The sequence below is a fragment of the Burkholderia sp. BCC1047 genome, assembly GCF_902833155.1.
GTDB lineage: Bacteria > Pseudomonadota > Gammaproteobacteria > Burkholderiales > Burkholderiaceae > Burkholderia > Burkholderia sola.
In genome coordinates, this window is sequence record NZ_CADFEH010000029.1 from 1 (window position 1) to 24,194 (window position 24,194).

Below are 24,194 nucleotides of genomic sequence, written 5' to 3' on the forward strand. Positions count from 1 at the left end.
TATAGCCACGTCGATCACTCCGTTCCCCTGCCCGTTGCCGAGCAGGTCAGTGTTCTACGTGGGTCAATATTCGATGCAAATTACTGCGTAGGGTGGGTCAGGATTCCGTGCAAATCAACACCTGACGGACCTGCCGACGACCCGAAAGGGCTGGTTGTACCTACTGCTGGCGCTTGTCGTCGCGGTCGCGCTGACATTTGCGGTGTACCGCTACTGGCTGCGACCGACTGGTATGCGTCCAGCGGGCTACCCAACGGCGAGGGTGATATGGCCCCGTAACCCGTTCAGGCAATAAAAAAGCCCGCTGCTTGAGCGGGCTGAATCCATGTTTGGAGACATGGAGGAGACAGACGTAAATTTAAGGGAAAACCCGGACGTTTGCAAGCCCTCGTTGTATCCGCACAACTTGCCGCCGCGCAGACCGCCGCGCGGCACGGCCTCATTCACATGCCGCCCGCCCGTGCATGCGCCGCATACGCGCCGAACCGCTCTTGCGCGACGGGGAGCGCGTATTTGCTGCGCATCTCCGTCTCGATCCATGCGCACGCCTCGCGCGCGCAGTCGGTCAATGCGTGCCGCGTCGCATGCCCGTCGATGTCGTAGACGAAACGCACGCCGACCTCGTCATCATCAACCTGTCGTTCGAGCTGATTGAGCTGCAGTTGCGGCCCGTGCTGTTGGGACAGCGCGCGCAGTTCGTCGAAGTGATATTCGAGCCAGTCCGCGAAGAACAGCGCGTCGCTGTGGCTGGGCAGGCGGAAAGCCGCGCTGCGCGACGGGCGCGCCGCGATTTCGCCGGGCGCCGGACGCGGTTCCCGGGCCGAGGCGACGGGCGCGTCGACCGGCGCGAGCGGGTGCCGCATCTGCCGGTACGGCTCGCGATCGCGCAATGCGTGCCACAGCAATTCGTCGCCGGCAGCGCCGGACGGCTGCATCGTCAGGTCGTGCCGGCCGTCGCCGGTCGCGGCGATGTCGCGGATCACGAGGCGCAGCGAGCACAGCGGCTCGTCCCCGACCAGCAGGGTTGCCGGGCGCGGCAGCCCGCATACGAGCGGCGCGGCGCCGGCCGCACGAAACACGAGCCCGCGGCGGTCGAGCCGTACGAGCGGCAACGGCCTCGGAAACGCCGGATAGGCGACCGCGATGCCGGCGCCGGTGGCGCTCGTCAAGCCGGGCATCATCGCGCGAAAGACCTGGGACTGGTCCACGTTGGTTCTCCTTCGTTACGATGCCGCCCGGACCGAAACCTGCGTTCCGGCTCAGGCGGCGATAGCTTGCCGGGCAGCCTGCCCCGGCTCGATTCCTAGCGCAGCAAACGTTTGCGAGTCGATGTCGATCCAGCACGCGACCACCAGACGTCCGTCGACCTGCTTCGGCGGGCCTGCGCGGTGCGCGTGTATGCCGATCCGGCGGAACAGGCGCTCCATGCTCGCGAACGTCACGCCGATCAACTGCCGCGCGCCGAGCTGCGCCGCGCATTCGACGACGGCCGCGAGCATCGGGCGCACGGCCCATTCGGCATTGCCGGGCCCGCCCTCGTCGTCGGTCGCCGCGAATCGGGACAGTTCCCACACGGCGGCCGATTGCGGCAGCGGCATGTCCTCGGCGACCAGATCGGCGAACAGCGACTTCAGCAGATACGGACGCGTCGTCGGCAGCAGGCGCGCGCATCCGCACATGTCGCCGTCGGCGTTGCGTGCGAACACGTAGACGGTATCGTCGCGATCGAACTGGTCACGCTCGAAACTTTCGTTCGCCGACGGCAGCGCCCAACCGAGCTGTTCGACGAACACACGGCGCCGATAGCGCCCGAGATCCGCCGCGAGTGCGTGTGGTAACCGCCCTTCCTCGTGAACGAAGGTCTGCATGGATGTCCTCGGATCTGTGCTTTTGTATGCACGCATTACAGCGCGCGGCACGAGGAGCCTGTAACTGGTAACTCTTACAGGGTGATGGCGTAAAGACGCCATTTGCGCGGTGGTAACGGTTTCTTGATCGACGGGATTGAAAACCGGGGCGGTTTTATTTATAAAGAGCCCCAGTCTTGCAAAATAGTCAGAGGAATGCGCGGCCGGTTGTCACTGGAGCGTGGGACCGGCATGATAGGCGTCGTTGTGCCCGAGGAGGGCCGACGCGACCGCGGCAGGCCAGTCGATGGCGGCGAGCCGCGCGGCGAGCGCGGCGGCCGTGCGGAACATGCCGATGTCGGCGCCCTTGGCGTCGATGGCCATCACGTTGCTGCGGACGTCGCCGCCCGCGATCACGAACGTGCCCGTCGTGCGTTCGAGGTACCAGTCCCAGCCGACCGTCACGTACGCGACGCCGGCACCGGCCGCGCGATGCCATTCGGTATAGCCGGCGAGGCGGGCGTCGATCGCGTTGTCGCGCAGTTCGGCCAGCAGCGAGGGGTCGAGGCCGCTCGCGACGTGGTCGAGCACAAGTGCGGCCAGTGCGCCTTCTGACAGGCGTACGTAGCCGTCCGGGGACGGGCCGGGGACTGGGTGCAGCAAGGGTGAAGTCATGCGCGGAATGTATCAGCCTCGAACGGGTGCTGGAACCTGACAAGTATGACAGCGTGAAAGTATGACAGCGTGACGTTGTCGGAGAAAGAATGGAACTGCGCTGGCAGGATGCCTACCAACAATTCAGCGCCGCGGAAGACGAGCAGCAGCTCTTCCAGCGGATCGCCGCCTATTCCAGGCGGCTGGGATTCGAATATTGCTGTTACGGCATTCGCGTACCGCTGCCCGTTTCGAAGCCGGCGGTCGCCATCTTCAATACCTATCCGGACGGCTGGATGGCGCACTATCAGGCGCAGAACTATATCGAGATCGACTCGACGGTTCGCGACGGCGCGCTCAGCACCAACATGATCGTCTGGCCGGACGTCGACAACCTCGACGCAGGTCCGCTGTGGCAGGACGCGCGCGATTTCGGGTTGTCGGTGGGCGTCGCGCAATCGAGCTGGGCGGCGCGCGGCGCATTCGGCCTGTTGAGCATCGCCCGTCATGCCGACCGGCTGACGCCGGCCGAGATCAACATGCTGACGCTGCAGACGAACTGGCTCGCGAACCTGTCGCATTCGCTGATGAGCCGCTTCATGGTGCCGAAGCTGTCGCCCGCGGCGGGCGTCACGCTGACCGCGCGCGAGCGCGAGGTGCTGTGCTGGACGGCCGAGGGCAAGACCGCGTGCGAAATCGGCCAGATCCTCAGCATCTCCGAGCGGACGGTCAACTTTCACGTGAACAACATCCTCGAGAAGCTCGGCGCGACCAACAAGGTCCAGGCGGTCGTCAAGGCGATTTCGGCCGGGCTCATCGAAGCACCTTGACGTGACGTCGCGCGACGGCGGCGCCGGAGGCGGCGTCCGCCGCGCCGCGGCTCACTCCATCATCGGCTCCGCTTCCTTTGCGGTCCAGCTCACGCTGGAAATGCTTTTCTCCATGCTCATCCGGCTCGCAATCTGCTCGAGCTTCTGCTGATCCTTCGGATGCAGCTTCAGCGTCGCGGTCACCTTCAGCCGGTCGGGCTGCTCGGGCACGTCCTCGCTCGTGAGGCTCTGGAACGACAGCGGCTTCGCATACATCGCGTTCGACAGCAGCGTGCGGATGTGCACTTCGTCGGCGGCGAGGCAGATCACGGTGATCTGGTATTCGCGCACGAGGTCGGCATTCGACACGGGCGTCGCGTTGATGGCCTGGCTGACGCCGCGCAGCACCGTATTGGTGAGCAGCACGACGGCCGTGCCGGCGAGCGCGGGCACGTAGTGACCGGAGCCGGCCAGCACGCCGACGGCGGCCGAGCACCACAGCGTCGCGGCCGTGTTGATGCCCTGGATCGAGCCCTTGTCGCGCATGATCACGCCGCCGCCGAGAAAGCCGACGCCCGACACGACGTACGCGGCGATCTGCGTGACGCCCGCGACGCCGTTGCCGGTCAGCACGCCGAGCGTGACGAACAGGCACGCGCCGCTCGCGACGAGCGTGATGGTGCGCAGGCCGGCCGTGCGCTGGCGCATCTGCCGCTCGAGGCCGATGGCGACGCCGCAGGCGAACGCGGTGAAAAGACGGAGTGCGAAATCGAAAGTCATGGTTGTCCTGACGTGCAAGAAGCGCATGCCGACGCGCGTCGCCGCGGCGCAAGGCCGAACGCGACGCGGCGATAGCCGTCATCGCGCGGTACTGTACCGCGCGAATGCGTCATTCAGTGTGAAACGGAGTGAGCGTGCGGCTCGCGGAACGCGAGCCGCGGCAGGAGAACTGCGGCGGACAGGCGTTCAGGCGGCAAGCGGCGCACGCAACGGAGTGCTGCAACTGTCCACGATGGTTCCTGAAGAAAGAATGGGCGGCATTCTAGTGGGCGGCGCGCGCTCGCGTCAACCGCGTGCGGCGGCGCTACTGCGCCGAGCCGATCGTGCCCATCGCGAGCGCGAGCGCCGCGGCGGCCGACAATGCGCCGGCATAGCTGTCGACTTCCGCGTTCCGCGCGGCGAGCAGCTGGCTTTGCGCGATCGTCGCATCGGTAATCGAGCCGACGCCGTTCCGGTACGCGGTCAGCGCCGCGTCGTAGCTGGTTTGCGCGGCATCGACGAGCGCCTTCGCGGCGTCGTGCGACGCCAGGCTCGTCTGCACCGCGTTCTGCGCGGCGACGACCTGGCGCACAGCTTCCTCCTTGGTCCGCGTGAGGCGCGCGGAGGCGCTTTCCGCGTCGTTGCGCGCCTGCATCAAGACGGCGGAGCGCAAACCGCCGTCGTACAGCGGAATCGTCACGCCGAGGAACACGCCGCCGCCGTAGCGGCTGCCGTTCAGGTTGACGGTCGGCGCCTGGTCGCCGATCGCGGGCAGCGCGGAGATGGACGTGCCGCCGCTCGCATACGACGTGGACGCGGACAGGAAGATCTTCGGCATGAACGCGGCTTGAGCCGCCTTGATCTTCGCGCGATTGGCCTTCTCGACCGCGAACGCGCCCTGCAGGTCGGGGCGGCGCGCGATCGCGTCCGACACGATCGCGTCGACCGACGAGCCGAGCGCGGGCGGCAGCGTCCGCTTCGGCAACGCGGCGATCGTCGGCTTCGACAGCGGCGAGATGCCGAGCGCGGAGACGAGCGCGAGATAGCCGTCGCTCTCGGCGCCGTTCGCCTGCACGAGCGCGAGGTTCGCCTGCGCACGGTTCTGCGTCGCCTGCGCGAGCTCGACGACCGTGCCGACGCCGTGCTTGAGCCGCGCGCGGGACGCCGCGAGGATCGCATCCGCGTTCGTGAGGCCCTGTTGCGCGCTGAGCGCGCGCGAGCGGGCGGCTTCGTAGCGGTAGTACGAGACGGTCACGTCATGGATCACCTGCTGATGCACGGCCGTGAATGCGACGTTCGATGCAATCGACGCCTGTTCGGCCGCTTCGACGCGCGCCGCGCGGCCGCCGAAATCGAACAGCAGCCATTGCAGCGACAGCGCCGAAATCGTGCCGTGCGCGGTGGTGTTGCTCGACGAATCGCCGAGGATCGTCGACGTCGAGCCGTGGTTCGCCTGGTACGCGCCCATCGCCGTCGCCGACAGGCGCGGCAGATAGGCGGACTTGGCGAGGCCGACTGCGAGCGCTGCGTTGCGCGCGTCGTTCCACGCGATACGCGTCAGCGGGTTCGAAGATTCCGCGAGATCGATCAGCTCGGGCAGCGTGTACGCATGCGCGGCATCCAGCGCGGCCGGCGCCGACACCGACGCGAGCGCCGGCGAGGCAGGCAATGTGTAGTCGTGCGCGCCTTGTGCGGACGCGCGCGGCGGCGCCGCCACGATGTCGCCCGCGGCCGACGTTTGCGGCTGCCACGGGCGGTCGGACGCCTCCGGCGCCAGATCGATCGACGACGTCGCGCAGCCGGCCAGCGCGACGGCGGTCGCGAGCGCGGCGGCGGCGATCGACGCGGCCGGCGGTTCAGGTGGGCGCATGAGGGGCAGGCTCCTTCGGTGTGGCTTGACGGGCGGCGTCGGCGATCTGCGCGAGCCGCGCGTCGATCAGGTTCAGTAGCGCGTCGCGCGTGGGGTCGGCGGCGGCGATGTCCGACGGTGGTGTCGGGGCATTCGTGCGGGGCGCGGTTTCGTCGTCGCCCGGCGCAGTCACGCGCGCGAGTTGCGCGCCGATCGCCGCGTCGCCGGGCTTGCGCTCGGCGAGCAGGAACAGCGGACCTTCGATCGCCCCGAGTTCCGCGAGTGCGCGCCGCCGTGTGGCGAGCCACGTCGCGGCCGGCCGCACCCACGACGGTTCGTAATGGATCAGGCCGAGCTCCTGCGAGATCGCGCCGTGGCGCGCGAACGCTTCGGCGGCCAGCGCGCGCCGTTCGGCCGGCTGCGCGATCTGCGCGACGCGCCGCCACTGGTCGAGCAGCGTTGCGAGCGCCGCGTCGATCTGCTTGCCGATGCTGACCGGCCAGATGCGCGTGAACACGAGATACACGACCACGTTGCCGAGCAGGATGCCGATCGTGCGATCGCGCGCGAGCGTCAGGTCGAAGCCGGGGCCCGCACCCTGGATCACGCACAGGAAGAACGCGAACGCGACCTGGAAGCCCGCGTACGCGATGCGCGGCGATCCGAACGCGACCCACGCGGACAACCACGCGCCGGCGAAGACGAGCGCCATCAGTTCGCCGATCGACGACAGCGACGGGACGACGAACACGAGCGCGGCCGTGCCGATCAGCGCGCCGACGATGCAGCCGGCGATGCGCAGCGTCAGTTTCTCGACCGTTTCGGCCGTCGAGCCGAGCGACACCATGTAGCAGGTGATGAAGCAGGTATGGATGCCCGACCAGTCGAGCTGCGAGTACAGCAGGTAGCAGAACATGGCGGCTACCGTCGTTTTCAGCGCATAGCGGATGTGGTCGTGATTGGTGCGCGCGTCCGGCAGGAAGAAGCCGCCGCGCGGGGCGGGCGGTGCGGCGGGTTCAGCCGGTTTGTCGGCGGCGCGCGTGTCGGCGGTATCGGTCGGTGCGGCCGCCGCGTCGATCGCGGGCGGTTGCGCGAACTGCGTGATCGCCGTGTGCAGGTCGGTCGCGACGACGCGCGCGAGCGGCGGCAGCGCATCGGCGGCCGGCAGCGCGAGCGTCACGTCGACCGGATAGCCGCCCCGTTCGAGGATCGCGGCCATCTCGTCGAGCGTCGTCGCGATCGGCGTGGCGAACGCGTCGGGCAGCCGCGCGTCCGCTTCGCGATCCGCAAGCGCGACCGCGACGAGCAGCGCGGTGCTCGACGCGACGGCCTGCCGCAATGCGACGACATCGGCGCCCGACGACGAACCTTCGAGCTTCGACAGCTTGAGCCACGTGAGCAATGGCTTGTCGCCTTCGCGCAGGCTGGCGTCGAACGCGGCGCGCGCGTCGTCGTCGCCGCGCAGCCGCCGCGCGGCGAGCCGCAGCCGCTTCGCGAGCTGAGCGTGCGCGAGCTTGCGCGGCGACGGCGCGATCAGCAGGTTGACGACGATCGCGACGCCGACCGGGATCGCGACCATCAGCCATGCATAGAGCAGCGCGCGCGTCGCGGCTTCGCCGACCGGCGCCAGGCCGAGTTCGTCGAGCCCGAAGCCGACGATCATCGCGAGGATCGCACCGACCGGACGCAGCTTGCTCGCGGACGTCAGGTACAGCAGGCCGACCGACAGCACGGCCATGCATGCGACGCGCAGTACCGAATACTCGATGCTGAAGATCGCGACGCCGATCACGAGCGCGATCACGACCGTGACGAGCAGCAACATCGCGACCGCGAGCACGACGCTCGTCACGCGATCGGCGCGGTTCAGGAAGAACACGACGTACGCGGAAATCGCGGCTTCCGGCGTGCCGTATCCGCTCGTCACGAGCACGACGAGCGCGCAGATCAGCGCGACGCGCACGGCCATGGCCGCGCGCCCGGGAAACGGCGCGAGCAGCCGCAGGACTTCGCGCGGGCCCGGCGTGCGGACGTCAGCGGCAGGCTGAGCCATGCCGGACCTCGACGATCGCGCTCGCGCCGACACGCACGAGCTTGCCGTCGGGTTCGTCGAGCTTCACGCGCACGGGGAAGCGCTGCGCGACGTGCACCCAGTTCACCGAGTTCTGCACGATCGGCAGCGAGCGCGGCAGGTTGATGCGCGCGCTGTCCGCGATGCCGGCGCCGATGCCGACGACCTTGCCCGTCATCGGGCGGTCGCGGTCGATCATCGAATAGACGGTCGTGCAGTCGCCGACCGCGATGCGATTGAGCGACGTCTCGCGGAAATTGCCCACCGCGAACCATTCGCTCGCGTCGATCAGCGTGAAGATCGACTGGTTCGGTGCGAGGGTTTCGCCGGGGAGCACGCTCAGGCCCGTCACGAGCCCGTTGTGCGGCGCGCGCACGACCGTATCGTCGAGCGCATGCTCCGCGCGGGCCAGCGCGGCTTCGCGTGCATGCAGCGTCGCGATCGCGTCGGCATCGTCGCCGATCGTCTGCGCGGACGCGCGCTGCTGCTCCTGCGCCTGCGCGAGCGACACGGACGCGTCGCGCTGGCGCACCTTCGCCTGGTCGAACTGCTGCGCGCTGACGTAGCCCTGCGCGGCGAGCGGCGCGAGCCGGTTCACGTCGCGCGTCGCGAGATCGTAGTTCTGCGTCGCGCGCTTGACCTGCTCGGCAGCGACGGATGCGTTCGAGCGCTCGCCGATCAGCGAACGGCGGCGCGTGTCGAGCGACGCGCGCGCGAGTTCGAGGTCGGCCTGCGCCTGCGCGACGGTCAGCCGGTACGGCACGGGATCGATCACATACAGCAGGTCGCCTTTCGCGACGCGCTGGTTTTCATGTACCGCGAGCTGCACGATGCGGCCGCCGACCGGCGACGCGACGTGCACGACGTCGGCGTCGATCGACGCGTCGTCGGTGGACGGATAGGCGGTCGTGCGGTGGTACGCGTACGCGAGCGCCGCGATGCCGAGCGCGACGATCGCGAGCGCGATCACGCGGCCTTTGACGGAGGGGCGGGCGATGCCGGCGGCCTTCATGCGAACGGCCCCGTGCCGGTGAGCCAGACGATCACGGCGACCACGAGCCCGATCGCGGTGCAGACGGCGAGCTGGTAGGGCACCGTCGCGGCCCAGCCGGTCGCGACGAACACGCGGTGCGCGACGATCGCGCCGACGATGCCGACGATCGCGCTGACGAGCCACAGCGGGAAATACGCGCCGAACAGCACGTAGGACGGTGCGCCGCGCGATGCGCAGCCCGCGAGCGGCAGGGCGGGCGCCAGCACGGCGGCGACGCGCAGGGGCGCGCGCGGCGTTGTTCTTCTCATGGTGTGACGAGCTCGACGTTGGGGGTGGATGCCGGGCGCGGCGCAATGCGGATCGTCGCGACCGGCCGGGCCGCGACGACGATTCCTGAATACGGAGGCGATCATAAATCAGCGCGATGCGGACCGCCAGCGATCCGGCACGTTTGCCGCATGGGCACAGGCTGGCCGTGGCCGCGTGGTCGGTCATGCCGGACGGTCCGGCAGTGTGTGTCGGCATCGATGATCGGACCGTCGCGATTCTGCCAGCACCCGCTCGCGTAGGGTTGCTAACGGACTGTAAAGGATCGTCAGATGAAATCGCGCAGCGGAATTTTCCATGTCGACGCAGCGGCAATCGGCGCGCAAACCGTCGATTGCCGCCTGGATCCATGCAAATCCGGTCGGTCCGGCTGACCCGCGCGCAGCCTCGACGCGCAGGTCGACGAGAGCGTGGTGCAGCACGCCCGGCAGGCTGTTCGCTTTCGCGATCTGCGTGAAAAGTTTGACGTCGACGAGAACGAAGCGCATGGCGTTGCGGCGGGAAGGTGGCCGAGTGGCGTGCGCAGCCGCACGGGGCTGCGCCGCCGGCCGCGACCCGTCGTCGCGGCCGGGATCTGTGTACCATCGTGCGTAGGGCGCGACGCGCCGCACCGGGCATCACGGCCCGCGCGACGCGCGTCGGGGAAGCGGTACTGCAACGAAGGTGAACGTTCCATGCGAAGTTTCTTTGTCCGGTTCATTGCGATCGGCGTGCTGTTCCATCTGTACGTCGGGATGCGGATCATTCCCGATGCGTTCGCGTCGCCGCTCGCACGCACGATCGCGGCGCTCGTGCTGGCGAGTTTCGTCGTGTTGATTCCGGTCGGCATGTTCTCGCGCCGCTTCGACGAAGGGTGGGCCGCGACGCTGGTCGGATGGGCCGGCGCGCTCGCGATGGGCTTCTTCTCGTCGTTGCTGGTGCTGACGTTCCTGCGCGAAATCGTGCTGCTCGGCGTGTTCGCGTGGCGGCATCTGGGGCATGACGGCGCATGGAGCCGCGCGGCGCCCGACACGGCGCTCGGCGTGCTGGCGGCCGCGGTGCTCGCGACCGCGATCGGGTTCGTCGGCGCGCGCCGCACGGCGGCGGTCAAGCGCGTGTCGATTCCGGTCGCCGGACTGCCGGCCGCGCTCGACGGGCTGACGATCGTGCAACTGTCCGACATCCACGTCGGGCCGACGATCAAGCGGCCGTACATCGAACGGATCGTGCGCGCGGTCAATGCGCTCGACGCCGACCTAGTGGTCGTGACGGGCGACGTGGTGGACGGTTCGGTCAAGCGCCTGCGCGAACACACGGCGCCGCTCGGCCAGATGCGCTCGCGGCACGGCACCTTCCTCGTGACGGGCAACCACGAGTACTACGCGGGTGCGCATGCATGGATCGACGAGTTTCGTCGTATCGGGCTGACGGTGCTGCTCAACGAGCACGTGCTGATCGAGCACGGCGGCGCGCGGGCGGTGCTCGCGGGCGTGACCGATTTCACCGCGGGCGGCTTCGATCCCGCGCATCGCAGCGATCCTGAGCAGGCGCTGGCCGGGGCGCCGCGCGACGTCGGCACGAAGATCCTGCTCGCGCACCAGCCGCGCAGCGCCGAAGCGGCGAGCCGCGCGGGCTTTACCGTGCAGTTGTCGGGGCACACGCATGGCGGCCAGTTCCTGCCGTGGCCGCCGTTCGTGCGGTTGCAGCAGCCGGTGATCGGCGGGCTGAACCGCTTCGGCGACATGTGGCTGTATACGAGCCGCGGCACCGGCTACTGGGGGCCGCCGAACCGTTTCGGCGTGCCATCCGAGATCACGCTGATTCGGCTGACGCGCGGCTAGCCGATAGCCGGGAGGCGGCCGTCGCGCGATACGAATGCGCCTCGCGGCGCACGGCGGCTTCCTGTCGGCCTTTCGGCGCGAATGACAGCGCATGGCGGCGCGCGGCGCCGTTGGCTAGTATGCAGACATGCATCTTTCGCTCCGTTCCTTGCCCGTTCCTGCCGACATGTCGACCCCCGATCTCTTCGCCGATACGCCCGTGCCCGACGTGGACTGGTACCCGGACTGGCTTGCGCCGCCCGACGCCGATCGCGCGCTGGCCGCGCTGATCGACGAGGTCGCGTGGCGGCAGGACACGATCCGCACGCCGCGCGGACGCATTCCGTTGCCGCGGCTCACCGCGTGGCAGGGCGAACCGGATGCCGTCTACGTGTACTCGGGGATCCGCAACGTCCCGGAGCCGTGGACGCCGGCCGCGCTCGGGCTGAAGCAGGCGGTCGAGGCGACCTGCGGCGTGCGTTTCAACAGCGTGCTGCTCAATCGCTATCGCAACGGGCTGGACAGCCTCGGCTGGCACGCGGACAACGAACCCGAACTCGGCGACGCGCCGGTGATCGCGTCGGTGAGTCTCGGCGCGATGCGCGTCTTCGATCTTCGTCATCGCGCGACGGGCGTCACGCATGCATACCGTCTCGTGCATGGCAGCCTGCTCGTGATGCGCGGACGCACGCAGGCCGAATGGCAGCACCGCGTGCCGAAGGCGCCGGGCGTGCACGGCGAACGCGTGAACCTGACCTTCCGGCGCGTGTCGATGGCGGGCGGATAGATCGCGCCCCGTTTTCTTGATCCACGAAACGGATGCAAGCAATCGGCCGCGCGTGCGGCACGTTGCCGCACGAACGCGATGCCGGCCGGTGCGACCGGGCGCGGAGGCCCGTCCCGTATGGGTTTCAGATAGATTTGATCGACCGCCCGGTTCCGATAGGTGAGTGAAACCTCTGATGGTGCGTCGCAACAATCCTTGAATAAACTGTCGAATGACAGAAATGCGCCGGCCTATCGGCGCGACCCTTTCGACATGTCTCCGTGCGTGGCCGACGCAGCGCGCAACGGGGCAGGAGCAAAACGCGTGACCCTACTCGACCCTTCCTTCGCACCCTCGCTGCACGTCTTCGAGCAAGACGGCGGATGGCAATGGGCGCTGACGGTGAAGCGGGCGACCGGCGTCGGCGTGAAAGTCGTGGCGTTCAGCCGCGAAGGCTTTCGCGGCGAAGCCGAGGCATACGCCGCCGGCCAGCTTGCCCGCGCCGAATATGACGCCGCCGTGACGGCCTGACGCCGTCGCGGCGATTTCCGCCCGAGGATCGTCTTCCTCTGTGCCGTCCGTTACGGGGCGGTGCTTTCCCGACTGCCTTCCATTTTTCGCTTTTCGCTGGTGGCGAGAGGCGACTGTCCGCCGGTGTCCCTGCGCCGACGATGCGACGCGCGTGGCGAAAGCCTGTACGCGGGCTCACGACCCTCCCCGGTGAGCACGAACCGCATTTGGCGCGAACAAGCCCGGAAAAGGCCAAGCCATATCGTAATAAGATATGACGTTATCGCACCGGCGGGCCAATGACGTCCCGCCTTCCTGAAAGGAGTTATCCGTGCAACTGACCCAGTTAGGCGGGCATGTCGCCCAATCCGGCATCGCCGAGCGGCAAAAACACGCGCAGGCGTTGATGTTCGGGATGGCGAACATCGACGAGTACGTGTCCGGCGGCGTCTGCTACGACGCCGCGGCGTATGTCCGGTATCTGCTGCGCGCCGATGCGATGATCGCGCCGGGCGCGCTGCTCGACACGATCGGCCAGCTGTGGAAGACGCGCTTCAACTTCGAGACCGGCAATCAGTGGGACGGGCGCGCGAGCATTCCGGCGGGCACCGCGGTGGGCTTCGCGCGGGGCACCAATGTTTTTCACGCCGCGATCGCTGTCGGCGGCACCCGGATCCGCGGGATCAACGGCGGCCTGCTGGGCGCCGGATGGCTGCATCCGGTCGATCTGGCGCGGGTACTGCAGCCGGATCCGGCCGGCGGCTTTACGTACGACCGCACGACCATTCGCGTTTATCTGTCGCGCCTGTAGGCTGTCCGGCGTCGAATCTCACGCTCCGGCCATCGTCGCCCGACCGCGTGCCGCGTGCCGCGCGGCCGCCTTTCCGCCGTCCGGCGATTTCCGCATGGCGTCGCGCCGTCCAACGCTGCTATCCTCTCGACCTTGAATGACGCGTCATGGTGCGTGGATGCGCGTGCTGCATCGCGGCGCCGCGCAGCGGTGCGAGCCCACGCGCGCACTGAGGTAGCATGACTGAATCTCCACGGCGATCCATGACCTGTTTCGTGACTGATTTCCTTCCGTCCATGTCCACATGGTCAAGACAACGATGAGCGATGCCCCTGAGCCGGCGGTGCCTGGCGACGACGAGTCGTCGGGCGGCGGCGCTTCGTCCTATCTGGTGCCGGGACTCGAACGCGGGCTGCGGATCCTCGCTGAATTCTCCGCGCGCGAGCCGGTGCTCGGCGCGCCCGAGCTGTCGAAGCGCATCGGCATTCCGCGCACGACCACGTTCCGCCTGCTGCAGACGCTCGAGGCGCTCGGTTTCCTCGAACGCGTGAACGGCGACCGCTATTTCCGGCTCGGCGTCGGCGTCTTGCGGCTTGGCTTCGAATACCTGAATTCGCTCGAACTGACCGATCTCGGCGCGCCCGTGCTCGAGCGGCTGCGCGATTCGACCGGCCTGTCGACGCACCTGCTGATCCGCGACCAGCGCGACGTGGTGTTCGTCGCGAAGGCGCAGAGCAATGCGTCGATGTTCGGTTCGGTGAAGGTGCACGTCGGCACGCGGCTGCCCGCGCATGCGACCGTGCACGGCCACGTGCTGATGGGCGACCTGACGCGCGACGCGCTGCGGCAGCTCTATCCGGAGAAGAAACTCGAACAGTTCACCGAGCGCACGCCCGGCACCGTCGACGAGCTGTACGAACGCGTGCGTCATTACGCACGGCTCGGCTACGCGGTCAGCGAGGCGGCGTTCGAGAGCGGCATTTCCGCGGTGACGGCGCCCGTGCGCGATCATTCGGGCTCGATCGTCGCGGCGATCACCGCGACGGTGCCGCGCTCGGAGATCGGCGAGGCCGGCGAGAAGGAACGGCTCGTCGAAGCGGTGTGCGGCGCGGCGGTCGACCTGTCGCAACGGCTGAACTATCGTCCGCTCGAAAGCGACCCGACGTTCGCGCATGCGCGCCACAAGGTCGCGATGTTCTGACGTTCGCGCATCGATCCGGCCGCGGCGCGCGGCATCGCAACGAAGAGAGCGGCCCGCGGGCCGCTCTTGTCGTTTTGGGGCGCCGAAGCCCGGTGCCCGAACGCGCTCAGAACTTCAGAACGAGTGATGAATCCCGGTCAGCACGATCACCTGGTTCGCGGTGCTCGACACGCCGGCCGTGAAGAATGCGGCCTTCGCGCCGCCCGAACCGTGTTCATAAAGCACGTTCGCATACAACTGCGTACGCTTTGACAACGCGTAGATGTCGCCGAGTTCGACCTGCGTCCAGCGTCGGCCGGCCAGCGTCGTGGTCGCCGCGCCGCCCGCGATCGTGTTGAACGCGCTGCTGCGGTAGTTCACGCCCGCGTCGTAGCTCTGGAACGTGTCGGAAAACCCGTTCGACTGCATCTTCACGCGCGTGTAGAGGCCGTGTACGAGGAAGTCGCCGATCTGGTACGACGCGCCCGCGCCGATGTTCTCGACCTTGCTGGCGAGATAACCGTTCGCGGTGTTTTGCCCCTGGAACGACGTGATGCCGGTCTGGCTGATCAGGATCGCGCGGTCGTGCTCGTTCGAGTAGACGGCCGACGCCTTGAACGGCCCGTTCGCATAGTTCAGCGCGACGCCGACCGATTTGCCGGTCGAGAAGTTCGTCGTGTTGCCGAGCGCGAGCGTCGCCGCGGCCGAGAAACCGGCGAACGTCGGTGAGCGGTACTTGACCGAATTGTTGTACGGCACGTTACCGGTCGCGGCGAGCCCGTCGATGTTGCCGGGGTGGAACGCGTACCAGCTTAGCGCGAGGTACGCGGTGCTGAGCGGATCGAGATAGTCGAACGTCAGCGGCGTCTGGCGGCCGAGCGTCAGCGTGCCGTAGCGCTCCGAGCCGAGGCCGACGAACGCCGCGCGGTTCCAGATCGTGTTCGCGGTCGCGAACTGGCCGTTGTTCGTGTAAAAGCCGTTTTCCAGCTGGAAGATCGCCGACAGCCCGTCGCCGAGATCTTCCTTGCCCTTCAGGCCCCACCGGTCGGGCTGCGTATTGCCCTGGATCATCGCCCACTTCGCGTGGCCGCCGACGTTGTTCACGTATGCGACGCCCGCATCCATGCTGCCGTACAGCACCACGCTGCTCTGCGCCCACGCGCCCGACGCGGCGCCCATCCCGATGACTGCTGCTGCTACCGCATGCTTGACCATTTCGTCTCCTGACTCTCCAACCTGATGAATACGTGTTGTGACGGCCTGCGCGGGGACGGCCGGCCGTCGCGCATGTTCATCGCCGAAAGGGCATTCTTATGTTCCATATAAGGAACAATGTGCCTTTAATGGGATGGAGTATAGAGGGGGTGTACGCCCGATCAAAAATAAATTTTTCGGGACGGATGAGCGCCGGGCAGACGCCCGGCAATCCTGCGTGACGTCTCGAAAAAGCCTATAAATCCCCGTCACATAACAAAAAATTACATTCGGCAGGGTAGGCGAAGGGAGCGGTCGAGCGAGGTGTCGGTGTTTTCCCTAGGACATACAGCTTTTTATTTTACTCGCGGAAAGTCGCTCCTATAATCACCATCCATAAACTGACGTTCCGAATATGGAACAAGTCGGAACAAACCGAGAGTCGATCAGAAGGAAGGGTGCGAGATGTCTGAACAATGGGTTTGCGCCGGTCACGCCGGCGCGCTGTCGGAAGACACGCCGATCGAGTTCAAGCGGACCGACGGCGTGGAAATCGGGATCTACCGCGTCGGCGACGACGTGTATGCGCTCGAGAACGTTTGCCCGCATGCGTACGCGCTGCTGACGCAGGGGTTCGTCGACGAAGGCACGGTGGAATGCCCGCTGCATGAAGCCGTGTTCGACATCAAGACGGGCGAATGCCTGAAGGGCCCGGGCGGGCGTGCGCTGAAGCAGTACGCGGTGCGTCTGGCCGGTGAAGAAATCCAGATCAAGGTGGAATGACATGAAAGAAGCGACCGTCAACTTCAATCCGTTCCTGAAGCCGTGGGTGGCGCCGCAGCCGAACAACGTCGCGGGCAAGGGGCAGATCGAGATTCCGGGGCAGGTCGAGAACCAGGTCTGGCAGAACCGCAAGGCCGAACCGACGCAGTACGAGAACGACCTCGGCGATGCGCTCGAACGCGTGTTCGAGAGCGGCGCGACCGAGCTGGACGACGTCGTCGCGGGCCTGAACCGCATCGGCTTTCGCGCGCCGGACGGCACGATTTGGACACCTGAGCGTTTCCGCGCCGAAATGGCCTCGCTGGCGGAATGAACGCACCGACCGCGCCGCGCGCCTGAGCGGCGGCCCGACGACAACCGCATCCGGAGCACACTGATGACGTCCCTCGACCAACACGAAACCCAACACGACGCGGTCCGCGAGTATCTCGACCGCGGCATCAAGAACTACTGGTATCCCGTCGCGCCGAGCTGGCAGGTGTCGAACGCGCCCGTCGGCCTCACGCGCCTGTCCGAGCAGATCGTGCTGTGGCGCGATCACGAAGGAAAGGTCCACGCGCTGGAAGATCGCTGCCCGCACCGCGGCGCGCGCCTGTCGCTCGGCTGGAACCTAGGCGGCAACATCGCGTGCTGGTATCACGGCATCGAAGTAGACGGCGGCGGCACGGTCAATCGCGTGCCGGCCGTGTCGAACTGTCCGCTCGAAGGCACGAAGTGCGTGAAGTCGTATCCGGTCGAAGAGAAGGCCGGCGCGATCTTCCTGTGGTTCGGCGACGAAGCGCACGGCGAGCCGGCGGCGCTGAACCTGCCGGAAGAGCTGGTCGCCGATGAATACGCGCACTTCCTGTGCGTGTCGAACTGGAAGTGCAATTACCAGTATGCGATCGACAACGTGATGGATCCGATGCACGGCGCGTATCTGCATGCGACGTCGCACTCGATGGCCGAAGGCGACAAGCAGGCCGACATGCGCGTTCGCAAGACGGACACGGGCCTGATGTTCGAGAAGATCGGCCAGCGCGACGTGAACTTCGACTGGGTCGAGCTCGGCGAAACCGGCTGCCTGTGGATGCGCCTCGCGATTCCGTACAAGCAGAAGTTCGGCCCGGGCGGCAACTTCGGGATCATCGGTTTCGCGACGCCGGTCGACGGCGACCACTGTCAGGTCTACTTCTGGCGTACCCGCAAGGTCGGCGGTTGGCAGCGCGACGTGTGGCGCTTCATGTACCGCAACCGCCTCGAGGGCCTGCACTGGGACGTGCTCGAGCAGGATCGCTACGTCCTCGAAAGCCTCGCGCCGCATGCGCGCGATCACGAATACCTGTACCAGCACGACGTCGGCATCACGCGCGTGCGCCGGATGCTGCGCCAGCGGGCGCAGGAGCATCTGTCCGCGCTCGACGCGCATCGCGCGGCCCACGCCGCTTCGGAGCCCGCGAATGGCTGAGCTTGCTCCGGTCGTGACGCTGCCCGGTCGCCGCGTGCTCGTCACGGGCGGCGCGCGCGGTCTCGGCGCCGCCTTCGTGAAGGCGCTGGTCGAGGCGGGCGCGCAGGTCGCGTTTGGCGACGTGCTGATCGAAGAGGGCCGCGCGCTGGCCGCGCAGCTCGCGCAAGCCGGCCACACCGCGCATTGCTTCGCGCTCGATCTCGCCGATCCGGCCAGCATCGACACGTTCGTCGCGCAGGGCGCGGCGGCGCTCGGCGGCATCGACGCGCTGATCAACAACGCGGCAATCACGAACTCGGGCGGCAAGCTCTCGACGGAGCTCGACGTGTCGACGTGGGATGCCGTGATGAACGTGAACGTGCGCGGCGTGTGGCTCGTCAGCAACGCAGCGCTGCCGCATCTCGCGCAATCGGGCCGCGGCGCGATCGTGAACCTCGCATCGGACACCGCGCTGTGGGGCGCGCCGAAGCTGCTCGCTTACGTCGCGAGCAAGGGCGCGGTGATCGCGATGACGCATGCGCAGGCGCGCGAATTCGGCCCGCATGGCGTGACGGTCAACGCGATCGCGCCGGGGCTGACCGAAGTCGAGGCAACCGCCTACGTGCCGGCCGAACGGCATGCGTTCTACCTGCAGGGCCGTGCGCTGACGCGCGCGCAGGTGCCCGACGACGTGACGGGCCCGGTGCTGTTCCTGCTGTCGGACGGCGCGCGTTTCGTGACGGGCCAACTGCTGCCGGTGAACGGCGGCTTCGTAATGAACTGATTTGAAGTTTTCACTCGAAATGAAGGAGAGGACGATGGCGGACGCCGATCTCGAACGCAAGTCGTGGGACCAGCCGGAAGGCGCAAGCTTCAACGACTGGATGGAAGGGCGCGTCGCGCGCTACGCGACGCGGCGCTACGACTGGGACGCACTGAAGTTCCAGGTCGACTACGACCCGAAGTACCGCCGTGCGCAGATGCGCTATGTCGGCACGGGCGGCACGGGCGTCGCGAAGGACGTCAACACGGTGCCGGCCGGCAACTTCACGTTTTCGACGATGGTGATCCCGGCCGGCAATATCGGCCCGAGCCACATCCACATCGACGTCGAGGAAATCTTCTTCGTGCTGCGCGGCAAGATGAAGGTGATCTGCGAGCGCGACGGCGAGACCTGGGAAGCGATCCTCGGCGAGCGCGACCTGATCTCGGTGCCGCCGGGCGTGTATCGGACGGAAATCAACATCGGCGAGGAAGATGCGCTGATGTGCGTGATGCTCGGTTCGTCGAAGCCGATCACGCCGACGTATCCGCCCGATTCGCCGCTCGCGAAGATCAAGCGTTGAGACGGAGCCGGTGAAGCAATGAGTGTCATCGACAAACGCGAACATGAACGCGACCGCACCGCGGCGTTCGCCGCGCTGCTCGGGCAGTTTCCCGAGCAGCGTTGCGAAGCCCGCGCGGCGGGCACGATCGGCTACCGGGAGGCCGGCGCGCAGCATGGGGGGCCCACGCTGCCCGTCGTGCTGCTGCACGGGATCGGCTCGGGCGCCGCATCGTGGGTGAGCCAGCTGGACACGCTGGGCGCGTCGCGCCGCGTGCTCGCGTGGGATGCGCCCGGTTACGGCGTGTCGACGCCGGTGCGCGGCGCGTCGCCGGCCGCCGCCGATTACGCGGCATCGCTGAACGCGTGGCTCGACGCACTCGGCATCGAACGCTGCGTGCTGGTCGGGCATTCGCTGGGCGCGATCATCGCGGGCGGGTTGGCGCGCGTGATGCCCGCGCGGATCGCCGGCCTGCTGCTGATTTCGCCAGCGGGCGGCTACGGCAGCGCACCGGCCGACACCCGCGAATCGCGCCGCGACGCGCGGCTCGCGATGCTCGCGAAACTCGGCCCGGCCGGGCTCGCCGAGCAGCGCAGCGGCAACATGCTGTCCGGTTTCGCGAACGACGAGGCGCGGGCGTGGGTGCGCTGGAACATGGCGCGCATCGTGCCGGCCGGCTATGCGCAGGCCACGCATCTGCTCGCGAACGCCGATCTCGCGGCCGATCTCGCCGGCTTTCGCGGCCGCATCGCCGTGGCCGTCGGCGCGAACGATGCGATCACGCCGCCCGCTGCATGCGAGCGGATCGCCGCGGCCGCGCACGTCGGGCTGCAGGTGATTCCGCAGGCAGGGCACGCCGGTTATGTGGAAGCGCCGGCAGTCTATTCCGTGCTGATCGACGGCTTCTGCCGCCAGTGCGATGGTCAACGGGGGCGGGAATGAGCGAACCGTTGCAACACCGGCAGGACGCGGACAACGCGAAGGCCGAAGCCGGCTACGTGGTGCCGGGCCTCGAACGCGGGCTGCGCATCCTCGCCGAATTCTCGCCGCGCGAGCCCGTGCTCGGTGCCCCCGAACTGTCGAAACGGCTCGGCATTCCGCGCACGACGGTGTTCCGTCTGTTGCAGACGCTCGAATCGCTCGGCTTTCTCGAACGTGCGGACAAGGATCGCAACTACAAGCTCGGCATCGCCGTGCTGCGGCTCGGTTTCGAATACCTGAGCTCGCTGGAATTGACCGATCTCGGCCTGCCCGTGATCGAGAGCCTGCGCGGTGCGACCGGCTTCACGACGCATATCGTGATTCGCGACGGCCGCGACGTGGTGTTCGTCGCGAAGGCGCAGAGCCAGTCGCCGGTGTTCAGCTCGATTCGCGTGAACGTCGGTACGCGGCTGCCCGCGCATGCGACGACGCACGGCCACGTGCTGATGGGCGACCTGTCGCTGAACGAACTGCACGCGCTGTATCCGGAAGGCGCGCTGAACCGGATGACGAGCGCGACGCCGGAGACGGTCGACGCGCTGTACGAAGTGATTCGCGAGGATGCGCTGCGCGGCTACGGCGTCAGCAATTCGTCGTTCGAGCGCGGGATTTCGGTCGTCACGGCACCGGTGCGCAACGACACGCAGAAGATCGTCGCGTGCATCACGGTGACGGTGCCGCGTCCGGAGATCGATGCGGCGCTGATCGCGGACGGGCTGATCGACAAGGTGCAGCGCGCGGCGGCGGAGTTGTCGCGGCGGCTCAATTACCGCTCGGATGACGAGCACACGTTTCTCAAAGCTTTAGGACTTCGATGATCCAGATCGATCTGACCGGACAAGTAGCGGTGGTGACGGGCGGTTCGTCCGGCATCGGCTTCGCGACGGCCGAACGGTTCCTGCAGGCCGGCGCGTCGGTCGCGATTTGCGGCCGCGACAGCGACCGCCTCGCACGCGCCGAAGCGATGCTGCGCGACAAGTACGCCGATGCACAGCTGCTCGCCACGCGCTGCAACGTGCTCGATGAAGCCGACGTGGCCGCATTCGCGCAAGCGGTGTCCGCCCGTTTCGACCGCGCCGACATGCTGGTCAACAACGCCGGCCAGGGCCGCGTGTCGACCTTCGCCGACACGACCGACGACGCGTGGCGCGAAGAACTCGAGCTGAAGTACTTCAGCATCATTCGCCCGACGCGCGCGTTCCTGCCGCTGCTGCGCGAGGCGGCCGCGCCGTCGATCACCTGCGTGAACTCGCTGCTCGCGCTGCAGCCGGAGCCGCACATGGTCGCGACGTCGTCGGCGCGCGCCGGCGTGCTGAGCCTCGTGAAATCGCTCGCGACCGAACTCGCGCCGCAGCGCATCCGCGTGAACTCGATCCTGATCGGCATCGTCGAGTCGGGGCAGTGGCGCCGCCGCCATGAAGCGCAGGCGCAGCCCGGCGAAAGCTGGGAGGACTGGACGAGCGCGCTCGCCCGCAAGAAGAACATTCCGCTGAATCGCTTCGGCAAGCCCGACGAGGCGGCGTGGGCCCTTTTTTATCTCGCAACGCATCTGTCGTCCTACACGACGGGCAGCCATATCGACGTTTCTGGAGGCTTTGCACGCCATGTCTAAAAAAACCACGGTTGGCGAGTTGATTGCCGCCTTTCTCGAGCAGTGCGGCGTGAAAACCGCGTTCGGCGTCATCTCGATCCACAACATGCCGATCCTCGACGCAATCAACTCGCGCGGCAACATCCGGTATGTCGGTGCACGCGGTGAAGCCGGTGCATTGAACATGGCCGACGGGCTGGCCCGCGTGTCGGGCGGCCTCGGCGTCGCGTTCACGAGCACCGGCACGGCGGCCGGCAACGCGGCCGGCGCGATGGTCGAGGCACTGACGGCCGGCACCGCGCTGCTGCACATCACCGGGCAGATCGAGACGCCGTACCTCGACCAGGATCTCGCGTACATCCACGAAGCGCCCGACCAGTTGTCGATGCTCGACTCGATCTCGAAGGCCGCGTTCCGCGTGCGCACGGTCGAAACGGTGCTGCCGACGATCCGCGAAGCCGTGCGCGTCGCGCAGACCGCGCCGACGGGCCCCGTGTCGGTCGAGATTCCGATCGACATCCAGGCAGCCGAAATCGAATGGCCGGAAGACCTCGCACCGGCGCACGTCGCGGTGCGCGAGCACGACGAAGCACGCGTCGCGAAGCTCGCCGACGCGCTCGCGGCCAAGCGCCGCCCGCTGCTGTGGCTCGGCGGCGGCGCGCGCCATGCACGCGACGAGGTCGAACGCCTCGTGAAGCTCGGCTTCGGCGTCGTGACGAGCGTGCAGGGCCGCGGCGTGCTGCCGGAAGATCACCCCGCGACGCTCGGCGCGTTCAACGTGCATGCGTCGGTCGAAGCGTTCTACAAGACCTGCGACGCGCTTGTCGTGGTCGGCTCGCGCCTGCGCGGCAACGAAACGCTGAAGTACAAGCTTGCGCTACCGCAGCCGTTGTTCCGCGTCGATGCCGATGCGCTCGCCGACAACCGCGGCTATCGCAACGCGCTGTTCGTGCACGGCGATTCGAAGCGCGTGCTGGCGGAGTTGGCCGACCGCCTCGAAGGCCGTCTGTCGGTCGATCCGCAATTCGCGGCCGATCTCGCGGCGGCCCGCGAGGACGCGGTGGCCGACGTGGCGAAGGGCCTCGGGCCGTACAAGAAGCTCGTCGACACGCTGCAAGGCGCCGTCGGCCGCGACTACAACTGGGTGCGCGACGTGACGATCTCGAACAGCACGTGGGGCAACCGCCTGCTGAAGATCTTCGAGCCGCGCGCAGGCGTGCATGCGCTTGGCGGCGGCATCGGCCAGGGCATCCAGATGGGCATCGGCGCGGCGCTCGCGGGCGCGGCGGCGAAGACGGTCTGCCTCGTCGGCGACGGTGGCCTGATGGTCAACGTCGGCGAGCTCGTCACGGCCGTGCAGGAAAACGCGAACGTGATGATCGTGCTGATGAACGACCAATGCTACGGCGTGATCCGCAACATCCAGGACGCGCACTACGGCGGCCGCCGCTGCTTCGTGCAACTGCACCAGCCCGATTTCGCGCAGTTCTGCGCGAGCTTCGGCCTCACGCACTACCGGATCACGTCGCTCGACCAGGCCGAAGCGATCGTCCGCGAAGGGATCGCGAAGGAAGGGCCGGTGATGGTCGAGGTCGACATGCTGTCGGTCGGCTCGTTCGCGTCCGCGTTCGCGGGCCCGCCGGTCAAGAAGGAAGCGCCGACGGAGCGCCAGTATGCGTAACGGGCACAAGCGGGCACCCGTCGACGTCGCGATGATCGGCTTCGGCGCGATCGGCGCGGCCGTGTACCGCGCGGTCGAGCACGATGCGTCGCTGCACGTCGCGCACGTGATCGTGCCGGAGCACCAGCGCGACGCGGTGCAGCGCGAACTCGGCAGCGCGGTGGCGGTCGTGTCGTCGGTCGACGCACTGGCCCGCCGCCCCGCGTTCGCGCTCGAATGCGCGGGTCACAGCGCGCTCGTCGATCACGTCGTGCCGCTGCTGAGGGCCGGCACCGACTGTGCGGTCGCGTCGATCGGCGCGTTGTCCGATCTCGCGCTGCTCGACGTGCTGTCGCAGGCCGCCGACGAAGGTGGCGCCACCGTGACGCTGCTGTCCGGCGCGATCGGCGGCATCGATGCGCTGGCGTCCGCGCAGCAGGGCGGCCTCGACGAAGTGCTGTACGTCGGCCGCAAGCCGCCGCTCGGCTGGCTCGGCACGCCGGCCGAGGAACTATGCGACCTGCGCGCGATGACCGAGGAGAAGGTGATCTTCGAAGGCACCGCGCGCGACGCCGCGCGGCTGTATCCGAAGAACGCGAATGTCGCGGCGACGGTCGCGCTCGCGGGCGTCGGCCTCGACGCGACGCACGTGCGCCTGATCGCCGATCCGGCCGTCGCCCGCAACGTGCACCGCATCACCGCGCGCGGCGCATTCGGCGAGATGTCGCTGGAAATGAGCGGCAAGCCGCTGCCCGACAACCCGAAGACGTCCGCGCTGACGGCGTACAGCGCGATCCGCGCGCTGCGCAACCGCGCGGCCTGCTGCGTGATCTGACCGGACCATCGAGCGTCCGCTCGCGCACGGCGAGGGCGGATGTT

26 protein-coding genes are annotated in these 24,194 nt (G+C 67.8%); 16 read left to right on the forward strand and 10 right to left on the reverse strand.

Features of this window, described 5'->3' with window-relative positions:
• Nucleotides 1–443: 443 nt before the first annotated feature.
• From HWX55_RS26025 to HWX55_RS26035, 3 genes are all read right to left on the reverse strand, one after another.
• Complete coding sequence (locus HWX55_RS26025; protein ID WP_175977796.1) at nucleotides 444–1,208, reverse strand: hypothetical protein; 765 nt, start codon at nucleotides 1,206–1,208, stop codon at nucleotides 444–446.
• A 51-nt stretch (nucleotides 1,209–1,259) separates the two neighbouring features.
• Nucleotides 1,260–1,868, reverse strand: coding sequence for an acyl-homoserine-lactone synthase (locus HWX55_RS26030; RefSeq protein WP_175977797.1), 609 nt, complete (start codon nucleotides 1,866–1,868; stop codon nucleotides 1,260–1,262).
• Between the two features lie 210 nt (nucleotides 1,869–2,078).
• The gene (locus HWX55_RS26035; RefSeq protein WP_175977798.1) at nucleotides 2,079–2,522 is read right to left on the reverse strand and encodes a DUF4902 domain-containing protein; all 444 of its coding nucleotides are present in this window, start codon (nucleotides 2,520–2,522) and stop codon (nucleotides 2,079–2,081) included.
• A gap of 89 nt (nucleotides 2,523–2,611) precedes the next feature.
• On the opposite strand from HWX55_RS26035, the gene HWX55_RS26040 reads away from it, so the two are divergent.
• A complete protein-coding gene (locus HWX55_RS26040) occupies nucleotides 2,612–3,331 on the forward strand; it encodes an autoinducer binding domain-containing protein (RefSeq protein ID WP_175977799.1) in 720 nt (239 codons plus the stop codon).
• A gap of 51 nt (nucleotides 3,332–3,382) precedes the next feature.
• Here the strand turns inward: HWX55_RS26040 and HWX55_RS26045 are convergent, their stop codons facing one another.
• The 6 genes from HWX55_RS26045 to HWX55_RS26070 all read right to left on the reverse strand — a co-directional run bounded on the left by HWX55_RS26045 (nucleotide 3,383) and on the right by HWX55_RS26070 (nucleotide 9,798).
• Nucleotides 3,383–4,090 carry an MgtC/SapB family protein gene (locus HWX55_RS26045; RefSeq protein WP_050011936.1) on the reverse strand — a complete coding sequence of 236 codons (708 nt, stop codon included), beginning with the start codon at nucleotides 4,088–4,090 and terminating at the stop codon, nucleotides 3,383–3,385.
• Between the two features lie 304 nt (nucleotides 4,091–4,394).
• Nucleotides 4,395–5,939, reverse strand: coding sequence for a TolC family protein (locus HWX55_RS26050; RefSeq protein ID WP_175977800.1), 1,545 nt, complete (start codon nucleotides 5,937–5,939; stop codon nucleotides 4,395–4,397).
• Nucleotides 5,926–7,971, reverse strand: coding sequence for an FUSC family protein (locus HWX55_RS26055; RefSeq protein WP_175977801.1), 2,046 nt, complete (start codon nucleotides 7,969–7,971; stop codon nucleotides 5,926–5,928). Before HWX55_RS26055 ends, HWX55_RS26050 begins: the two co-directional genes overlap by 14 nt.
• Nucleotides 7,952–9,001: a multidrug transporter subunit MdtN gene (gene mdtN / locus HWX55_RS26060; protein ID WP_175977802.1), complete on the reverse strand. Its 1,050-nt coding sequence runs from the start codon at nucleotides 8,999–9,001 to the stop codon at nucleotides 7,952–7,954. Before mdtN ends, HWX55_RS26055 begins: the two co-directional genes overlap by 20 nt.
• Nucleotides 8,998–9,291 carry a hypothetical protein gene (locus HWX55_RS26065; RefSeq protein WP_175977803.1) on the reverse strand — a complete coding sequence of 98 codons (294 nt, stop codon included), beginning with the start codon at nucleotides 9,289–9,291 and terminating at the stop codon, nucleotides 8,998–9,000. Before HWX55_RS26065 ends, mdtN begins: the two co-directional genes overlap by 4 nt.
• A gap of 183 nt (nucleotides 9,292–9,474) precedes the next feature.
• On the reverse strand, nucleotides 9,475–9,798 hold the full coding sequence (locus HWX55_RS26070; protein WP_175977804.1) for a hypothetical protein: 324 nt from the start codon (nucleotides 9,796–9,798) through the stop codon (nucleotides 9,475–9,477).
• Nucleotides 9,799–9,984: 186 nt separating this feature from the next.
• Here HWX55_RS26070 and HWX55_RS26075 point away from each other — a divergent pair, with 186 nt between their 5' ends.
• From HWX55_RS26075 to HWX55_RS26095, 5 genes are all read left to right on the forward strand, one after another.
• Nucleotides 9,985–11,130: a metallophosphoesterase gene (locus HWX55_RS26075; RefSeq protein ID WP_175977805.1), complete on the forward strand. Its 1,146-nt coding sequence runs from the start codon at nucleotides 9,985–9,987 to the stop codon at nucleotides 11,128–11,130.
• Between the two features lie 166 nt (nucleotides 11,131–11,296).
• Nucleotides 11,297–11,896 (forward strand): alpha-ketoglutarate-dependent dioxygenase AlkB, encoded by a 600-nt coding sequence (locus HWX55_RS26080; RefSeq protein WP_244140643.1) that lies wholly within the window; start codon nucleotides 11,297–11,299, stop codon nucleotides 11,894–11,896.
• 303 nt (nucleotides 11,897–12,199) lie between these two features.
• On the forward strand, nucleotides 12,200–12,406 hold the full coding sequence (locus tag HWX55_RS26085; RefSeq protein ID WP_175977807.1) for a hypothetical protein: 207 nt from the start codon (nucleotides 12,200–12,202) through the stop codon (nucleotides 12,404–12,406).
• A 310-nt stretch (nucleotides 12,407–12,716) separates the two neighbouring features.
• Nucleotides 12,717–13,196 carry a type 6 secretion system effector deamidase TecA gene (gene tecA / locus HWX55_RS26090; protein ID WP_175977808.1) on the forward strand — a complete coding sequence of 160 codons (480 nt, stop codon included), beginning with the start codon at nucleotides 12,717–12,719 and terminating at the stop codon, nucleotides 13,194–13,196.
• A gap of 283 nt (nucleotides 13,197–13,479) precedes the next feature.
• Nucleotides 13,480–14,376, forward strand: coding sequence for an IclR family transcriptional regulator (locus HWX55_RS26095; RefSeq protein ID WP_175977809.1), 897 nt, complete (start codon nucleotides 13,480–13,482; stop codon nucleotides 14,374–14,376).
• Between the two features lie 114 nt (nucleotides 14,377–14,490).
• Here HWX55_RS26095 and HWX55_RS26100 read toward each other — a convergent pair whose 3' ends face one another.
• Complete coding sequence (locus HWX55_RS26100) at nucleotides 14,491–15,570, reverse strand: porin (RefSeq protein ID WP_175977810.1); 1,080 nt, start codon at nucleotides 15,568–15,570, stop codon at nucleotides 14,491–14,493.
• A 444-nt stretch (nucleotides 15,571–16,014) separates the two neighbouring features.
• On the opposite strand from HWX55_RS26100, the gene HWX55_RS26105 reads away from it, so the two are divergent.
• The 10 genes from HWX55_RS26105 (at nucleotide 16,015) to HWX55_RS26150 (ending at nucleotide 24,150) form a co-directional block, all read left to right on the forward strand.
• Nucleotides 16,015–16,332, forward strand: coding sequence for a non-heme iron oxygenase ferredoxin subunit (locus HWX55_RS26105; RefSeq protein ID WP_011354710.1), 318 nt, complete (start codon nucleotides 16,015–16,017; stop codon nucleotides 16,330–16,332).
• Between the two features lies 1 nt (nucleotide 16,333).
• A complete protein-coding gene (locus tag HWX55_RS26110; RefSeq protein WP_050011926.1) occupies nucleotides 16,334–16,645 on the forward strand; it encodes a recombinase-like helix-turn-helix domain-containing protein in 312 nt (103 codons plus the stop codon).
• Between the two features lie 63 nt (nucleotides 16,646–16,708).
• Entirely contained in the window at nucleotides 16,709–17,779 is a 1,071-nt protein-coding gene (locus HWX55_RS26115) for an aromatic ring-hydroxylating dioxygenase subunit alpha (RefSeq protein ID WP_175977811.1), read from the forward strand.
• On the forward strand, nucleotides 17,772–18,542 hold the full coding sequence (locus HWX55_RS26120; protein ID WP_175977812.1) for an SDR family oxidoreductase: 771 nt from the start codon (nucleotides 17,772–17,774) through the stop codon (nucleotides 18,540–18,542). The genes HWX55_RS26115 and HWX55_RS26120 overlap by 8 nt, the downstream gene beginning before the upstream one ends.
• 34 nt (nucleotides 18,543–18,576) lie before the next feature.
• Nucleotides 18,577–19,104 (forward strand): cupin domain-containing protein, encoded by a 528-nt coding sequence (locus tag HWX55_RS26125; RefSeq protein ID WP_175977813.1) that lies wholly within the window; start codon nucleotides 18,577–18,579, stop codon nucleotides 19,102–19,104.
• 18 nt (nucleotides 19,105–19,122) lie between these two features.
• Nucleotides 19,123–20,025: an alpha/beta hydrolase gene (locus HWX55_RS26130; RefSeq protein ID WP_175977814.1), complete on the forward strand. Its 903-nt coding sequence runs from the start codon at nucleotides 19,123–19,125 to the stop codon at nucleotides 20,023–20,025.
• Nucleotides 20,022–20,882 (forward strand): IclR family transcriptional regulator, encoded by an 861-nt coding sequence (locus HWX55_RS26135; RefSeq protein ID WP_175977815.1) that lies wholly within the window; start codon nucleotides 20,022–20,024, stop codon nucleotides 20,880–20,882. Before HWX55_RS26130 ends, HWX55_RS26135 begins: the two co-directional genes overlap by 4 nt.
• On the forward strand, nucleotides 20,879–21,676 hold the full coding sequence (locus HWX55_RS26140) for an SDR family oxidoreductase (RefSeq protein ID WP_175977816.1): 798 nt from the start codon (nucleotides 20,879–20,881) through the stop codon (nucleotides 21,674–21,676). Before HWX55_RS26135 ends, HWX55_RS26140 begins: the two co-directional genes overlap by 4 nt.
• Nucleotides 21,669–23,336, forward strand: a complete 1,668-nt coding sequence (locus tag HWX55_RS26145; RefSeq protein WP_175977817.1) for a thiamine pyrophosphate-binding protein — start codon at nucleotides 21,669–21,671, stop codon at nucleotides 23,334–23,336. The genes HWX55_RS26140 and HWX55_RS26145 overlap by 8 nt, the downstream gene beginning before the upstream one ends.
• Nucleotides 23,329–24,150, forward strand: a complete 822-nt coding sequence (locus HWX55_RS26150; RefSeq protein ID WP_175977818.1) for an aspartate dehydrogenase — start codon at nucleotides 23,329–23,331, stop codon at nucleotides 24,148–24,150. Before HWX55_RS26145 ends, HWX55_RS26150 begins: the two co-directional genes overlap by 8 nt.
• Nucleotides 24,151–24,194 lie beyond the last annotated feature (44 nt).

Bases quoted from the DNA above. Each gene is read 5' to 3' on its own strand.
- HWX55_RS26030 (WP_175977797.1), bottom strand. From the start codon at position 1,868: ATGCAGACCTTCGTTCACGAGGAAGGGCGGTTACCACACGCACTCGCG.
- HWX55_RS26035 (WP_175977798.1), bottom strand. From the start codon at position 2,522: ATGACTTCACCCTTGCTGCACCCAGTCCCCGGCCCGTCCCCGGACGGC.
- HWX55_RS26040 (WP_175977799.1), top strand. From the start codon at position 2,612: ATGGAACTGCGCTGGCAGGATGCCTACCAACAATTCAGCGCCGCGGAA.
- HWX55_RS26045 (WP_050011936.1), bottom strand. From the start codon at position 4,090: ATGACTTTCGATTTCGCACTCCGTCTTTTCACCGCGTTCGCCTGCGGC.
- HWX55_RS26050 (WP_175977800.1), bottom strand. From the start codon at position 5,939: ATGCGCCCACCTGAACCGCCGGCCGCGTCGATCGCCGCCGCCGCGCTC.
- HWX55_RS26055 (WP_175977801.1), bottom strand. From the start codon at position 7,971: ATGGCTCAGCCTGCCGCTGACGTCCGCACGCCGGGCCCGCGCGAAGTC.
- mdtN (WP_175977802.1), bottom strand. From the start codon at position 9,001: ATGAAGGCCGCCGGCATCGCCCGCCCCTCCGTCAAAGGCCGCGTGATC.
- HWX55_RS26065 (WP_175977803.1), bottom strand. From the start codon at position 9,291: ATGAGAAGAACAACGCCGCGCGCGCCCCTGCGCGTCGCCGCCGTGCTG.
- HWX55_RS26070 (WP_175977804.1), bottom strand. From the start codon at position 9,798: ATGCGCTTCGTTCTCGTCGACGTCAAACTTTTCACGCAGATCGCGAAA.
- HWX55_RS26075 (WP_175977805.1), top strand. From the start codon at position 9,985: ATGCGAAGTTTCTTTGTCCGGTTCATTGCGATCGGCGTGCTGTTCCAT.
- HWX55_RS26080 (WP_244140643.1), top strand. From the start codon at position 11,297: ATGTCGACCCCCGATCTCTTCGCCGATACGCCCGTGCCCGACGTGGAC.
- HWX55_RS26095 (WP_175977809.1), top strand. From the start codon at position 13,480: ATGGTCAAGACAACGATGAGCGATGCCCCTGAGCCGGCGGTGCCTGGC.
- HWX55_RS26100 (WP_175977810.1), bottom strand. From the start codon at position 15,570: ATGGTCAAGCATGCGGTAGCAGCAGCAGTCATCGGGATGGGCGCCGCG.
- HWX55_RS26105 (WP_011354710.1), top strand. From the start codon at position 16,015: ATGTCTGAACAATGGGTTTGCGCCGGTCACGCCGGCGCGCTGTCGGAA.
- HWX55_RS26110 (WP_050011926.1), top strand. From the start codon at position 16,334: ATGAAAGAAGCGACCGTCAACTTCAATCCGTTCCTGAAGCCGTGGGTG.
- HWX55_RS26115 (WP_175977811.1), top strand. From the start codon at position 16,709: ATGACGTCCCTCGACCAACACGAAACCCAACACGACGCGGTCCGCGAG.
- HWX55_RS26120 (WP_175977812.1), top strand. From the start codon at position 17,772: ATGGCTGAGCTTGCTCCGGTCGTGACGCTGCCCGGTCGCCGCGTGCTC.
- HWX55_RS26125 (WP_175977813.1), top strand. From the start codon at position 18,577: ATGGCGGACGCCGATCTCGAACGCAAGTCGTGGGACCAGCCGGAAGGC.
- HWX55_RS26130 (WP_175977814.1), top strand. From the start codon at position 19,123: ATGAGTGTCATCGACAAACGCGAACATGAACGCGACCGCACCGCGGCG.
- HWX55_RS26135 (WP_175977815.1), top strand. From the start codon at position 20,022: ATGAGCGAACCGTTGCAACACCGGCAGGACGCGGACAACGCGAAGGCC.
- HWX55_RS26140 (WP_175977816.1), top strand. From the start codon at position 20,879: ATGATCCAGATCGATCTGACCGGACAAGTAGCGGTGGTGACGGGCGGT.
- HWX55_RS26145 (WP_175977817.1), top strand. From the start codon at position 21,669: ATGTCTAAAAAAACCACGGTTGGCGAGTTGATTGCCGCCTTTCTCGAG.
- HWX55_RS26150 (WP_175977818.1), top strand. From the start codon at position 23,329: ATGCGTAACGGGCACAAGCGGGCACCCGTCGACGTCGCGATGATCGGC.